A 13,306-nucleotide genomic window follows, 5' to 3' on the forward strand; every position below is an offset into this window, starting at 1 on the left:
GATGGTCGAGGATCACTCTGCCATGGAAGCGGTTGGCCGGTCTTCCCTTTGTGCGGTTGCCCGCAGAAGGTCCCGCGCCTCCTCACCATAGGCCAGCAGGCGCTCGGTGCAGCGGTGGCGGTCGCCGACGGTCCGGAAGCGGACGCGCGACAGCTCCGCCTGCCGCTCGCGCAGCGCAGGGTCGGCGACCAGGGCGGCGGCGCGCTCCACATAGGCGGCGGTGTCCGTCACCGGGATGCCCGCTCCGGCCACGCTCGCCACGTCGCCCCAGGCCAGCGTGACCACCGGCAGCCCCTCGGCGATGGCGTAGGCGGCGCTGCCGCCGCCGCCCTGGCGCGACGGGTTGAGGTAGGCGTGGCAGCGCCGATAGAAGGCGCGGATATCCTTGAGATGACCCAGGCTGCGCATCCGCGCACCGTTGCGCGCCGCCGCCAGCCGGGCCGGCAATTGCTCCACCTCTCCCGCGAAGACGATCACGGCACCGGGGCAGCGGTCGAGGATGGAATCGGCCAGCGCGAGGAACTCCGCGGTCACTTCGAGGTCCAGACGGGTGCCGACCACCGCGAAGACGAAGGCCGCATCGCCGAGATCGAGAGCGCCCCCGACTCCCGCCGTGGGGGGTGGGGAAAAGCCCAGCGTGAAGGGCCGGAAACGCCGCGCGAAGGGGCCGCGGTAGAGCGCTGGCATCGCGTCGGTGTGGTTCCCCTCCTCGTAGCCCAGCACCAGATGGGCCAGCGAGATGGTCATGCCCGAGGTGGTGGGCAGGCAGACCACCGGACGCGCACCGGTCACCGCGAACAGGTCGCCCACCACGTTGGCGCCGCCAAAGGTCACCAACAGGTCGGGGTCGTAGCCGTCGATGGCGCCAACGATGGTGGACAGCTTGTCCTTGGAAAAGGCGCGGTCGGTGAATGAGGCCGTCTTCACCTGCCGCCCGAACATCTTCAGGGCGAACACGCCCTCGTAATCGGCGACCAGTTCCGCGACCATCGGCGGAACGAACAGGCTCTCGGCCCGCAGCGGCATGGTGTTGCAGTTGATGATGGCGACATCGAGCCCGAAATCGTCCTGGAGCCGGCTGGCGTAGTCGAAGCAGTCGCGCGAGGGCTGGTGCTGGTCGTTGGTGAACTGGTTGGTCAGCACGGCCACCCGGCGGATCGGCCCGTCGCGCGGCGCGTGGCGCGGCGGTACGACGCCCCAGCGCCGCGCCACCGCCTGAACCAGTTCCTCATAGAAGCGGAACAGGTCGCAGGGGCCGAAGGCGCCCAGCTTCTCCGGCGCCGACGCGGCCAGGAACAGCTGCCGCGCCATGCACCAGTAGGTGTAGTGCATCAACTGCGGCCCGACCCGCTCCCCGCCCAGCATCAGGTAATGGAGAATGCGCTCGTAGTGGTAAAGGTCGCCGGTCAGTTGGAACAGCACGGAGTGGAGCAGCACCGTTTCCCCGGTCGGAGGGTCACGACGCAGTTCCTCGGCGATGGACAGGCGGGTGTCCGAATCCAGCTCGCGGCGCATGCGCTCGCAATGGGCCGTCAGGGCGTTGAGACGGTCGGCGTTGAACTGGCGCTCGCTCAGCAGGGCCTTCAACGTGGCGGCCTGTTCCCCGGCGATGTCGGACATGCGGATCCCCCAACCGGCGCCTGTGTTGCGCCCCGCCTCCTGATAGCCCCGGCGTGGTTAAGGTTTCAAGAACGCGCCGCGCGTTCGGCCAGAGCCGCCGCGACCTCGTCCACCGCCGCGGACCAATCACCGGGGCGGGGCTGGCGGAACAGGCGGGCGGTTGGGTACCAGGGACTGTCGGCGCGGTCGAGCAGCCAGCGCCAGTCCGGCGCGTGGGACAGCAGCGCCCACAGCGGAACGCCCAGCGCTCCGGCCAGATGGGCGGGCGCGGTGCAGGAGGACACCACCAGATCCAGCGACGCCATGATCGCCGCGGTGTCGGCGAAGTCGCGGATCTCCGGGGCCAGATCGGTGAAGGAGGGGGGCATCGCCCGCCCCGCCAGTTCGTCGCGCCCAGGGCCGAGTTGCAGACCGAAGAAGCGGCAGCCCGGCACCGCCAGCAGCGGGGCCAGCGCCGCCAAGCCCGGCGACCGCTCACGGTCCCCGGCGAACTGCGGGTTGCCGGCCCAGACCAGCCCGACCGTGAGACCCTCGCCGGTCAGCCGTTCCTTCCACGCCGCAGTGAGTGCCGGGTCGGCGCTCAGGTAGGGGACGGCGGCGGGAATGGTCTCCAGCCGGGTGGCGAAGGCCCGCGGCAGGCTGAGCAGCGGGCACTGCCAGTCGAACGCCGGCAAGGGCTCGCCGCGCGCGACGACCCGCTCCACCCCCGGCAGGCCGTGGAACAGGGAAACCAAGTCGGCCCCGACCTCCAGCAGCACTCGGGCGCCGCGGGCGGCCACCAGGGGGGCATAGCGGACGAACTGGATGGCGTCGCCGCGGCCCTGCTCCTCGTGCAGCAGGATGGTTTGCCCGGCGATGCCCTCGCCGCTCCACAGCGGTTGCGGCAGGCCGCGCGGCCGGGTCGGGAAATCGGCCACGCCCCAGCGCGCCTCGTAATCCTCCCAACCACCCGCCAAATCACCAGCGAGCAGCCGCGCCAGGGAGCGGTTCCAGCGCGCCTCGGCGCTGGCCGGCTCAAGGCGGACGGCGCGATCGTGCAGGCGCAGCGACTCCGCGATCTCCCGCCGGTCCCGCAGACGGTTCGCCAGCCCGCTCAGCGCGCTGCGGTGATCCGGCTGGAGGACCAGCGCGCGGCGGAGCGTTCCAAGGATGCCGGGCTCAGACAGGGAGAGCGCGTGCCAGCCGTTCGCCGAGTCCGGGCGCAGCCGCAGGAGACGGCGCAGCGTCCTCACGGCGCCCACCTCCCCGCCCGCTCTTCGCCCGGCGGCGGCGAGAAGTTCCAGCGCGCCGTCGTTCGCCGGGTCGAGCGCCAACGCGCCGCGCAGAGCCGTGGCGGCGTCGTCCCAACGTCCCGCCTCGTAATGGGCGCGGCCGAGGTTGAGCCGGACCGTCGCGTCCTCCGGCAACAACGCCGCTGCGTGCGTCAGCGCCGCCGGCGCCGCCGGGTCCTGGACGCGCTGAAGCGCCACCCCGAGATGGTGCCACGCCTCCCCATGGTCGGGACGCAGCCGGACGGCGCGGCGCAGGGCCGTCATCGCCTCACCCGTCCGTCCCTCGTAGCGCAGCAGGATTCCGGCCTGGACCAGCGGCTCGGCGAGGTCGGGCTGGAGGAGGGTCGTGCGGCGATAGGCCGCCATGGCGAGCCCGCCCTGCCCCGCTTGCCGCGCCGCTCCGGCCAGCGGAAAGGCGAGCGCAGCCGAATCGGGACAAAGGCACAGGGCGGCGCGGTACTCCTCGGCTGCTGCGGCGGGGTCGCCGCGGGCCTGATGCAGCATCGCGAGGTTGGCGCGGTATTCGGGCAGGCCGGGACGCAGCGCCACCGCCCGGCCCAGAAGTTCAACGGCCTGCTCCAACCGCCCGCCTTGGGCGCAAAGAAGTCCATAGAGGTGAAGGGCGTTGGGCTCGTCCGGAACGGCGTCGAGAATGCGCCCGTAGAGGGCTTCCGCCTCCTCCGTCCGCCCGGCGGTGTGAAGGTCGAGTGCGATGGCCAGCGCCTCGTCCAGAGTCGCCACGGCGCCCGTTCCGCTCAGGTCTCGCGGCCGCCGATCACGCTGGCGGCGACCGCCAGACTTTCCGGCGTGCCCATGTCGATGAAGCGCGCCTTGGCGACATGGCCGTGCAGCGTGCCCGGCGGCATCTTGTGCAGCACGTCGCGGGTCAGCGAGCTGGCCCCGGAGGCCGCGATGCGGTCGAGGAAGGCGGCGGAGAAGAGATACACTCCGGCGTTGATGACCCCGCGCCCCGGCGCCTTGTCGAGGAACTGGCGGACGCGGCTGTCCGGCCCGACCTCGACCCGGCCGAAGCGGGCGGCGTCCTCCACCTCCACGCACAGCACCGACGCCTCCGCCCCCGACAGGCGGTGCGAGGCGACGAAGGCGCGCAGGTCGGCGTCCAGGAAGGTGTCGCCGCTCATTACAAGGACGGTGCCGGCCTTCAGGTCCTTGCGGATGTAGGCGAGCGCCGCAGCGGAGCCCATCTGGCTCGGCTCGATCTGGCAGACGACGTCCAGCGACCGGTTGGTGTCGCCCTGCGCCAGCCACGCCGTCACCCGGTCCGCCAGATGGCCTAGGCACAGCACCACCCGGCGCGCGCCGTAGGCGGCCAGATGGTCCAGCAGATGTCCGAGAAAGGCGCGGCCCGCGATGGGCGCCAGCACCTTGGGCGTGTCGCCCGAGACGCCCCGCATGCGCGAGCCGAGACCACCGGCAAGCAGCGTGACGTCAATGTCCGTCAAGGCTTCCTCAGGCCGCACCGTGCTTCCCCTCATGCTCCCGGCGCCGCGGCGCCGCCCCCACCCCCGCCGCATACCGCGTCGGCGGTGGATTGGTCAAACATTCGGTGGGGGTGACGGCGAACTTTCCCGGCCGACCGCCCAACGTAAGCCCCCAGCCGCTTGGCCTATTCCGCGAAGGCGGCCAGCGTGGTTTCGCGCGAAAAGATATGGGGATGTCCCTCCCAATCGCTGCGCAGCGTCTCGAACACATGGACGTCGTGGAAACGGCCATATTTGTGGACATGCTGCCGCAGCACCCCAACCTCCCGCGCCTTCACAACCCTCTGGATGCGGATGACCGTGTCGTTGCCCTCCATGAAATAGTTGAAGAGCTTGTTCATCCCCAATCCGTAGAAGCAATAGTCCATGATGAAACAGTGCAGGAAGCCGGCGAGCCGCCGCCTGTCCTTCTCCTCCACGATGTACGAGCCGGAGGAGCAGCGCAGATGCACCCGGTCGATGTCATAGTAGGAAAGATAGCCAACCGGCCGATCCTCATGCTCGATGATGAAGTGGCGGAAGTCCGGGCGGGCGTCCATCGCGGCCAGCCACGCACGCTGCCGGTCCACATCCGGGTTCTCCAGATCGGTGAACATGAAGCGGGTGATCGACGGCTCGGTTCGCCAGCGCAGCAGCATCTCGGCATCGTCGGTCGTTGGTCGGCGGAAGCGGAACATGAACCCTTACCCTTCGAACGCCTGCGGCGTCACGTCGCCAGATAGCCGCCGTCCACCGGCAGCATCACCCCGTTGATCCAGCCGCTGGCCGGCGACAGCAGGAAGGCGATGGCCGAGGCCACGTCCTCCGGCTTGCCGAAGCCCATGGGATGGGCGGCGCGGATCGCCTCGAACTGCTCCGCCGTGGTGGTGCGGCGGAAGCGCTCCATCATCTCCGTCTCGACCATCGCCGGGGCGACGCAGTTGACGCGGATGCCGTCGCGCAGGAACTCCATGGCCAGCCCGCGGGTGGCCGAGACCAGCCCGCCCTTGGCCGCCGAATAGACCACGTTGCCCGGCTGCCCGATCTCCGCGGCGACGGAGGACACCAGCACCAGCGCCGCCGGTTCGGCGTGGCAGCCCTTCTGCCGCAGCCCGCGGGCCAGCGCCAGCGCGCTCAGCAGGTTGGCGTGCAGGATGCTGTCGAAGAAGGCGCGGTCAACGCCGCGCACCGGCTTTCCGACGTGCACGCCGGCGCAATGCGCCAGACCGGCGATTGGACCACCAGCGTCCGCCTGCGCCTTGACCCAGCCGGGAATGGCGTCACTGTCCGACAGGTCGAAGGCCGCCGTCCGATGCCCCTCCCCCGGCAGAAGCGCCAGCGTCTCGGCCAGCCGCCCGGCGTCGCGCCCGTTGAGCGTAACCCGCGCGCCGAGCCTCGCGGCCAGCAGAGCGGTCGCCCGCCCGATCCCGGCGGAGGCGCCGGTGACCAGGACATGCCGTCCGGTGAGATCGACAAGAGGGCTCATGTCCCGGCTCATTCGGCGGCCATGCGGGCGAGCCACGCCCGGTGGAAGGCGGCGATGCGCTCCTCGCAGGAGCCGAGGACGGCCGGAGCCTGGACCTGCTTCAGCCCCTTGTGGGTGGCTTCGGCCACGCGCTGGTCCTCGCCCAGAATGGTGCGGTTGAAGCCGGCGACGTTGGCCTCCACCGCCTTGCGGGCCGCTCCGCCCTTGGTCTGCGGCTTGGACGTCTCGCCCAGGAAGAGGCGGTAATGCAGCTCGCAGCGGTCCGGCCCGACGGGATCGTAGGTCTGGACGCTCATCAGCGCGCCGTGGGAAACGCCGATGGCGAGGTTGGGGAAGATCAGATAGTGGTCGTAGCTTTCCAGCCGGTCGCTGCGCGGCAGCCCCATCTTCTGGCTCACCCCGTCCCACCAGCGCGCCGAGCCGTCGGACAGCTGGCTGACGCCCCGCGAATGCTCGCCCTCGTAGGAGCAGATCCACACCTTCTTCACGTAGCCCTTGAAGGTCTCGGGGTGGGTGGCGTCGACGTGGTAGACTTCCAGGGCGCTTTCCAGAGCCGCCTTCCAGTTGGCGTTCCAGGGCAGCACGCCCTCGTCGATGCGGTCGGTGAACAGCTCCGACAGATGGTCGAGGACGGCGCCATAGGCGCCCAATTGCTCGTCCAGCCCCGGCCCGGCCGGCTCAAGCCGGACGAAGACGAAGCGGCCCCGCACCGCCACCTCGAAGCGCCGCAGGGCGAGGCGTTTCTTCGCGGCGTCGTCCAGCCCGAAATGCTCGCGGTTGCCGGGGATGCCGACCGGAACGCCGTCACGGTTGAAGACCCAGCCATGATAGGGGCAGACTGGCTTGCCGTTGCCGCAGGGCCGCAGGTGGATCAGCGAATAGCGGTGCGTGCAGACATTGTGATAGGCCCGCAAGTCACCGTCGAAATTCTGGACCAGAACCGAGGTGCCGGCGATGTCGGTGGTGATGAAGTCGTTGTCGTTGCGCAGGTCGTCCGTAAATCCAACGAACATCCAGCAACGGCGGAAGACTCGCACCGCCTCTTCGGCGTGATTGGCCTCGCCGGAGTAACGCTGGGGCGGGATCACCATGTCGGGCGGGAACGAAAGCTGGCTTTGCTGAACCCGGTCATCCATGGCTGATTCCATTTATCGGTTCGTTAATCATTCGACCCTAGCGTTCTTTCGGTTAATAGTCTCCGAATTCGCCCAAGTCCAGGACGGACGGAAGGGCGGCGGAGGGAGGGAGCATCCGGTGAAGGCCATCATCGAGGGCGTGCGCATCGCGGGATTCCGGGCCGCCGTGCCGCCGCACCGCCATTCCTTCCTGGAGGACCATTCCCTCTTCACGGCGGAGGAGGCGGAGAAGCTGTTCGCCACCACCGGCGTGTACGAGCGGCGCATCGCCCCGCCGCACATCTGCGCGTCGGACATGTGCGTCGCGGCGGCGGAAGGGCTGCTCGCCCAACTCGGCTGGGACCCGGCCAGCGTCGACGTTCTGGTCTTCGTGTCGCAGGACCCCGACTACAACGTGCCCGCGACCTCCTGCGTCATGCAGAAGCGGCTGGGGCTGTCCACGGGGGCGGCCTGCTTCGACGTCAATCTGGGCTGCTCCGGTTTCGTCTACGGGCTGTGGATGGCCGGGCGCCTGCTCGGCGGGTCGACGGGCCGGCGGGCCATCGTGCTGTGCGGCGACACCAGCTCACGCCACCTCGTGCCGGGCGACCGCTCCACCCTGCCGCTGTTCGGCGACGCGGGCGGAGCCGTAGCGCTGGAGGTCAGCCAGGGGGCGACGCCGATCCACGTCGTCGTCGGCACCGACGGCGGCGGGGCCAAGAACATCTGGGTCAAGGCCGGCGGCCGCCGCAACTCCTTGGTGCCCGGACGCGAACCATGGCCGGCGGACAAGCAGGAGCGGATGTTCACCGACTCGCGCCTCTCGCTGAACGGGGCGGAGGTCTTCGCCTTCACGCTGCGCGCCGTGCCGCCGCTGATCCGCGAGACGCTGGAGTTCGCCGGCGTGGGGGTGGAGGACATCGACCTGTGCGTGATGCACCAGGCCAACGCCTTCATGCTGGAGCATCTGCGCAAGAAGACCAAGTTCCCGCCGGAAAAATTCCTCGTGGACATGCACGATTTCGGCAACACCAGCTCCGCCTCCATCCCGCTGGCGGTCAGCCACCGGCTGGGCGAGGCGCTGTCCACCGGCACGCGAAAGATGCTGCTGGCCGGCTTCGGCGTCGGCTGGTCCTGGGGTGCGGTGGTCGCCGACGTTGGGCCGATCCCCGCCCCGGCGGTGCAGGAGATCCCCGACGACTTCCCCCTGCTAACCCCCTGAGCCGCCGGACCATGCGCAACCCGCTCGACCTCACGGGACGGCGCCTGCTGGTGACCGGGGCCTCCGCCGACAGCGACATCGGGCGGGAGATCTGCCGGACGCTGGCCGGGCTGGGGGCCGCCCTCACGCTGGTCGGCCGCCGCGCCGATGCGCTGGAGGCCACGCGCGCCCTGCTGGACGGACCGGAGCGGCACGGCGTCGCCCCCTTCGACCTGACCGACCTGGACGCCATTCCCGGCTGGATGAAGGGGCTGGCGGAGGCCGGCGGTCCCTTCGCCGGGCTGGTCCATTCCGCGTCGGAGCAGGGCTATTCCGTTCTGCGCCAGGTCAACCGGGCGCAGTTCGACCGCTATTTCACGCTGAACGTCGGAGCGTCGCTGATGCTGGCGCGCGGCTTCCACCAGAAGGGCGTCGTCGCGCCGGGCGGCGGGTCGATCGTCTATGTCGGCTCGGTCGCCGGGCTGAAGGGCCAAAAGGGCCGCTCGCTTTACGCCGCGAGCAAGGCGGCGCTGGTCTCGGTGGCGCAATCGCTGGCGCTGGAACTGGCCGACAAGCGAATCCGCGTCAATGTGGTGGCCCCGGCGGTGGTGCTGGGCGCCAAGGCGGAGAAGCAGTTCGCCATGCTGCCGGCGGAGCAGAACGCCGCGCTCGCCGCCGCCCACCCGTTGGGCTACGGCGCGCCGCAGGACGTGGCCGACGCCGTGGCCTATCTGCTGGCCGACAGCGGGCGCTGGGTGACCGGGACGGTGCTGCCCGTGGACGGCGGCTTCACCGCGGGGTGACCGCCTCCGCCAGAGCCCGCGCGATGCGCAAGGCTCCCTGGCCATCGACGATCCCCACCAGCTTGTCCGCCATGATCCGCCGCCGCGCCGGATCGGTCCAAAGCTCCAGCGCGACGTCCGCGATCCGCTCCGGAGCACCTTCGGTCTGTCCGGCCACCAGGGCGCACCAGCCCAGCGCCTCCGACTGGCGGGCGGCCTCCAACTGGTTGCCGGCAATGGTGACGAGGACGGCGGGCGTGCCGATGGCCGCCAGTTCCCCCGTCGTGGTGCCCGCCGCCGAGACGGCCAGCCCGGCCTGCGCCATCAGGCGACCCATGCGCGGCGTGTCGCGGTGCAGCCGCACGCTGTCTTTGAAACACCCCGCCGCGGCCTCCACTGCCGCCGCGTCGCGCACCGCCCCGCCGACCGCCACATCCAGCCAGACGCCGGGCGGCAGGCGGGGTGCAAGGCGTTCGATCACCGGAGCCGTCAGCCCCAGCGGATCGGAGCCGCCGAAGGTCACCAGCAGACCGCGGCGTTCCTCCAGCGGCGGCTTGCCCGCCGCCGCGGCCTCCCGCACCTCCCGCCGCAACGGCGCGTAGCCGGGGCCGAGCAACAGCCGGGCGTCTGGGTTGCCCTTGCGGTAGGGCAGCGACGCAGCGTCCGGCGCGGCGTTGACGATCAGCCCGGCGTGGATCGGTTCCCCCGTCCCGGCGTCGTCGAAGGCCAGGATGGGCAGCCCCGTTTCGGCCAGCCCGGCCCGCCAGCCTTCGGAGAATCCATAACCGTCCAGCACGATGGCCGCGGCGCCGGCTTCCGTTGCAATGGCGCGGGTTGCGGCAAGGTCGGCGGCGCTGCCGGGAGCCGCTTCGATCCGGTGAACGGCCATGCCGGCAGCGCGCAGACGCTCTTCCAAAGCCGGCGGCAGGCCCGCTGCGGCGAACAGGGCATCGCCGCCCAGCTCCTGCACGGCTTCCGCCACCGCGAGGCAGCGCATGACATGCCCGGCCCCGATGGACGCCCCGGCGTCGGCGCGGAACAGCACCCTCATGGGCCGTCTCCCGGCGTTCAATGCAAGGTCGGCGCGTTCGGCCCGGTGGGGCGCAGCCGCGTGCGGGCCGAGGACAGGCAGAAGGCATGCCAGTAGAGCGCGACCAGGGCGCCCGGCATGCTGTCCAGCTCATGCCCCGGCAAAGCGGTGATGTTCGCCGCGTGGGCCATGGCGGCGTTGGCGGCGTTGAGGCTGTGCTGCGCCGCTGGACCGATCAGCGCCAGCGTCTCCGCCAGCGCGCGGGCGTCGAGCCGCAAGGTCGCCGGGGCAACGGTCACCTGGGCGGTCCCGTCGCGCAGGCGCCCGATGGCGATGTAGGCCTCCAGGAGGTCCGGCCGGTCCTCCGGGCGAATGACCGCGGCGACCACGCGGTTGCCGGTCAGTGGGCCGGTGCCGTCGAACTCGAACACCACGGCGCGCTCGACCTGCCGGGCCTCGGCCAGGGCGGCGGCGCGCTCCCCGGCGGAGACTCCGGCCAGCCGCATCGCCTCCTCGAACATCTCCGGCCGCCCGCCGCCCTCGGCGTGGACGACCAGCGGGGCGTCCATCGTCGCGGCGATGGCGAGACGGCGCGCCATGATGTTCACCGCCTCCTCCGCCGCGTCGTCCGACGGCGTGTCCTGCAGCAGTTCCGCGCCCTTGCGCAGCATCACCTCGGCGAAGCTGATGTCCGGGGCGGTGTCTGGGGTCATGGCGCGGTCTCCGTCGAAAGGGGTCGGCTGTTGTACGCCAGCCTCGGGCGGGTTCTCAATGGCAGCCGCCGTCAATGATAACCGATGGCGCCCGTTACCTTCCCGCGGAAAACCCAGTAGCTGTAGGCGGTGTAGATCAGGATCGTCGGAATCAGGAAGGCCATGCCGATCAGCAGGAAGACCTGGGTTTCCGGCGGGGCGGCCGCCTGCCAGATGGTGATTCCCGGCGGGATCAGCACCGGCCACAGGCTGATCGCCAACCCCAGATAGGACAGGGCGAACAACCCCATGGCGAAGGCGAAGGGCAGCGCCTCCCGCCCCTCGTCCAGCGCCCGCCACAGGCCGAAGGCGAGGAAGCCGACCATCAGCGGCACCGGCGACAGCAGCAGGATGTTGGGAACCGAGAACCAGCGTGCGGCAATGGAGGCGTCCAGGAAGGGCGTCCACAGGCTGACCGCCGCGACCAGAACCAGCACCACGATGAGGAGCCGCCGCGCCACGCGGAAGCACCAGTCCTGCAGAATGCCGATGGTCCGCCAGATCAGCCAGGTGCTCCCCAGCAGCGCGTAGCCGGCGATCAGCGCCACGCCGCAGAACAGGCTGAAGGGGGTCAGCCAGTCCAGCATGGTCCCGGCGAAGTTGCGCCCCTCCACCTCGATCCCCTGGATGAAGGAGCCGAGAACCACCCCCTGCGCGAAGGTGGCGAGCAGCGAGCCCAGGAAGAAGGCCTTGTTCCACAAATGGCGGCTGCTCCGCGCCTTGAAGCGGAACTCGAAGGCGACGCCGCGGAAGATCAGCGCGATCAGCATCAGCAACAGCGGCAGATACATCGCCGGCAGGACGATGGCGTAGGCGATGGGAAAGGCCGCGAACAGCCCCGCCCCGCCGAGGATCAGCCACGTCTCGTTGAAGTCCCAGACCGGCGCCACCGAGTTCATCATGACGTCCCGCGCCTCCTCGCTGGGGGCGAAGGGGTAGAGGATGCCGATGCCGAGGTCGAAGCCGTCCATCAGCACATACATGAAGACGGCGAAACCGACGATGGCGACCCAGGCGAGGGTGAGCAGGCTGCCTTCCATGGACGTCACTCCGCGGGTTCGATGGATTCGCCGGGCACCGACAGCGGCCGCTTCGGCTGGTGGCCCTGCACCACCGCCGGGATCTCCAGATCCTCGTCGTTCAGCCGCGCCGGGCCGATGGTCAGCAGCCGGAACAGGTAATAGGTCCCGGCCCCGTAGATGATCGTGTAGACCACCATGAAGACGATCAGCGAGGTCAGCACCGCCCCGCCGGTCAGGGCCGGAGTGACCGCGTCCGCCGTGCGTATGATCCCGTAGACCACCCAGGGCTGGCGCCCGATCTCGGTGGTGAACCAGCCGGCGAGGATGGCGACGAAGCCCAGCGGCATGCAGCCGACCAAAACCTTGTGGAACCAGTGCGGGCTGTAGAGCTTCCCGCGCACCCGCTGCACCAAGTGGATCAACGCCACCGCCAGCATGATCATGCCGATCGCCACCATGATGCGGAAGGTCCAGAACAGGATTTCCGGGTTGGGCCGGTCCGCCACCGGGAAGTTCTTCAGTCCGGGAACCACCCCGTCCCACTCGTGGGTCAGGATCAGGCTCGACAGCGCGGGAATGGCGATTTCCGCGTGGTTGGTCTCCGCCTCGTTGTCGGGGATGGCGAACAGGATCAGCGGTGCCCGCGCCCCGCCCTCCCAATGGCCTTCCATGGCGGCGATCTTGGCCGGCTGGTGCTCCAGCGTGTTCAGCCCGTGCAGGTCGCCGAGGAAGATCTGCAAGGGCGCCAGGATGGTGATGAGCGCCAGCGACATGCTGAGCCCAACCCGCGCGTGCTCCAGGAAGCGGTTGCGCAGCAGGTAGAAGGCGCTGATGCCGGCCACCACGAATCCGGTGGTCAGGAACATCGCGGTGAGCATATGGGCCAGCCGGTAGGGAAAGGAGGGGTTGAAGACCACCGCCCACCAGTCGGTGACGAAGAACCGCCCGTCGCGCAGTTCCGCCCCCGCCGGGGTGTGCATCCAACTGTTCGCCGAGAGAATCCAGAAGGAGGACAGCACCGTCCCGGTGGCCACCAGAACCGCCGCCAGGAAATGGATGCCCCGCGGCACGCGGTCCCGCCCGAACAGCAGGATGCCGAGGAAGGCGGCCTCCAGGAAAAAGGCGGTCACCACCTCGTACTGGATCAGCGGCCCCAGGACGTTGCCGACGATGTCGGACCAGCGGCTCCAATTCGTGCCGAACTGGTAGGTCATCACGATTCCCGACACCACGCCCATGCCAAAGGAAATGGCGAAGATCCGCGTCCAGAATTCCGACAGGCTGCGGTACAGCGCCTTGCCGGTGATCAGCCACCGCGCCTCCAGCACCGCGATCCAGCAGGCCAGCCCCACCGTAAAAGAGGGAAAAAGAATGTGAAAAGAAATCACGAAAGCGAACTGGATTCGTGACAGAAGCAGCGGATCGAGGTCCATGGCCGCGGCCCTCCGTTGACGGTCACCGAGCCGAATCCAGCCGGCCCGACGCGACCCCCAACGCGGCATGTCGCAGGGAGTTCCCGTTTTCCAGTTGCGGATACTTTCTTTCC

General features: G+C 69.8%; 12 protein-coding genes. 2 read left to right on the forward strand and 10 right to left on the reverse strand.

Annotated elements, in window-relative coordinates:
- Positions 1 to 12: 12 nt before the first annotated feature.
- The 6 genes from AMK58_RS18350 to AMK58_RS18375 all read right to left on the reverse strand — a co-directional run bounded on the left by AMK58_RS18350 (position 13) and on the right by AMK58_RS18375 (position 6,994).
- On the reverse strand, positions 13 to 1,620 hold the full coding sequence (locus AMK58_RS18350) for a glycosyltransferase (RefSeq protein WP_059399260.1): 1,608 nt from the start codon (positions 1,618 to 1,620) through the stop codon (positions 13 to 15).
- Positions 1,621 to 1,685: 65 nt separating this feature from the next.
- Positions 1,686 to 3,632 carry a tetratricopeptide repeat protein gene (locus AMK58_RS18355; protein WP_079284977.1) on the reverse strand — a complete coding sequence of 649 codons (1,947 nt, stop codon included), beginning with the start codon at positions 3,630 to 3,632 and terminating at the stop codon, positions 1,686 to 1,688.
- A 14-nt stretch (positions 3,633 to 3,646) separates the two neighbouring features.
- The gene (locus tag AMK58_RS18360; protein ID WP_236778230.1) at positions 3,647 to 4,354 is read right to left on the reverse strand and encodes a sugar phosphate nucleotidyltransferase; all 708 of its coding nucleotides are present in this window, start codon (positions 4,352 to 4,354) and stop codon (positions 3,647 to 3,649) included.
- A 164-nt stretch (positions 4,355 to 4,518) separates the two neighbouring features.
- Positions 4,519 to 5,070, reverse strand: coding sequence for a GNAT family N-acetyltransferase (locus AMK58_RS18365; RefSeq protein WP_035678952.1), 552 nt, complete (start codon positions 5,068 to 5,070; stop codon positions 4,519 to 4,521).
- Positions 5,071 to 5,099: 29 nt separating this feature from the next.
- On the reverse strand, positions 5,100 to 5,858 hold the full coding sequence (locus AMK58_RS18370; protein ID WP_236778231.1) for an SDR family NAD(P)-dependent oxidoreductase: 759 nt from the start codon (positions 5,856 to 5,858) through the stop codon (positions 5,100 to 5,102).
- 8 nt (positions 5,859 to 5,866) lie between these two features.
- Entirely contained in the window at positions 5,867 to 6,994 is a 1,128-nt protein-coding gene (locus AMK58_RS18375) for an aromatic ring-hydroxylating oxygenase subunit alpha (RefSeq protein ID WP_035678949.1), read from the reverse strand.
- Between the two features lie 118 nt (positions 6,995 to 7,112).
- Between AMK58_RS18375 and AMK58_RS18380 the strand changes: the two genes are divergently transcribed.
- Positions 7,113 to 8,195 carry a 3-oxoacyl-ACP synthase III family protein gene (locus tag AMK58_RS18380; RefSeq protein WP_035678947.1) on the forward strand — a complete coding sequence of 361 codons (1,083 nt, stop codon included), beginning with the start codon at positions 7,113 to 7,115 and terminating at the stop codon, positions 8,193 to 8,195.
- An 11-nt stretch (positions 8,196 to 8,206) separates the two neighbouring features.
- On the forward strand, positions 8,207 to 8,977 hold the full coding sequence (locus tag AMK58_RS18385; RefSeq protein WP_035678945.1) for an SDR family NAD(P)-dependent oxidoreductase: 771 nt from the start codon (positions 8,207 to 8,209) through the stop codon (positions 8,975 to 8,977).
- On the opposite strand, the gene pseG is transcribed toward AMK58_RS18385, so the two are convergent.
- The 4 genes from pseG to AMK58_RS18405 form a co-directional block, all read right to left on the reverse strand.
- The gene (gene pseG, locus AMK58_RS18390) at positions 8,964 to 10,007 is read right to left on the reverse strand and encodes a UDP-2,4-diacetamido-2,4,6-trideoxy-beta-L-altropyranose hydrolase (protein WP_059399261.1); all 1,044 of its coding nucleotides are present in this window, start codon (positions 10,005 to 10,007) and stop codon (positions 8,964 to 8,966) included. The genes AMK58_RS18385 and pseG overlap by 14 nt on opposite strands.
- A 17-nt stretch (positions 10,008 to 10,024) precedes the next feature.
- Positions 10,025 to 10,699, reverse strand: coding sequence for a hypothetical protein (locus AMK58_RS18395; protein ID WP_051140616.1), 675 nt, complete (start codon positions 10,697 to 10,699; stop codon positions 10,025 to 10,027).
- A 71-nt stretch (positions 10,700 to 10,770) separates the two neighbouring features.
- Positions 10,771 to 11,778 (reverse strand): cytochrome d ubiquinol oxidase subunit II, encoded by a 1,008-nt coding sequence (cydB, locus tag AMK58_RS18400; RefSeq protein ID WP_035678940.1) that lies wholly within the window; start codon positions 11,776 to 11,778, stop codon positions 10,771 to 10,773.
- 5 nt (positions 11,779 to 11,783) lie between these two features.
- On the reverse strand, positions 11,784 to 13,193 hold the full coding sequence (locus AMK58_RS18405; RefSeq protein WP_035678937.1) for a cytochrome ubiquinol oxidase subunit I: 1,410 nt from the start codon (positions 13,191 to 13,193) through the stop codon (positions 11,784 to 11,786).
- Positions 13,194 to 13,306: the final 113 nt, after the last annotated feature.

The sequence above is a fragment of the Azospirillum brasilense genome (assembly GCF_001315015.1).
Classification (GTDB): Bacteria; Pseudomonadota; Alphaproteobacteria; order Azospirillales; family Azospirillaceae; genus Azospirillum; species Azospirillum brasilense.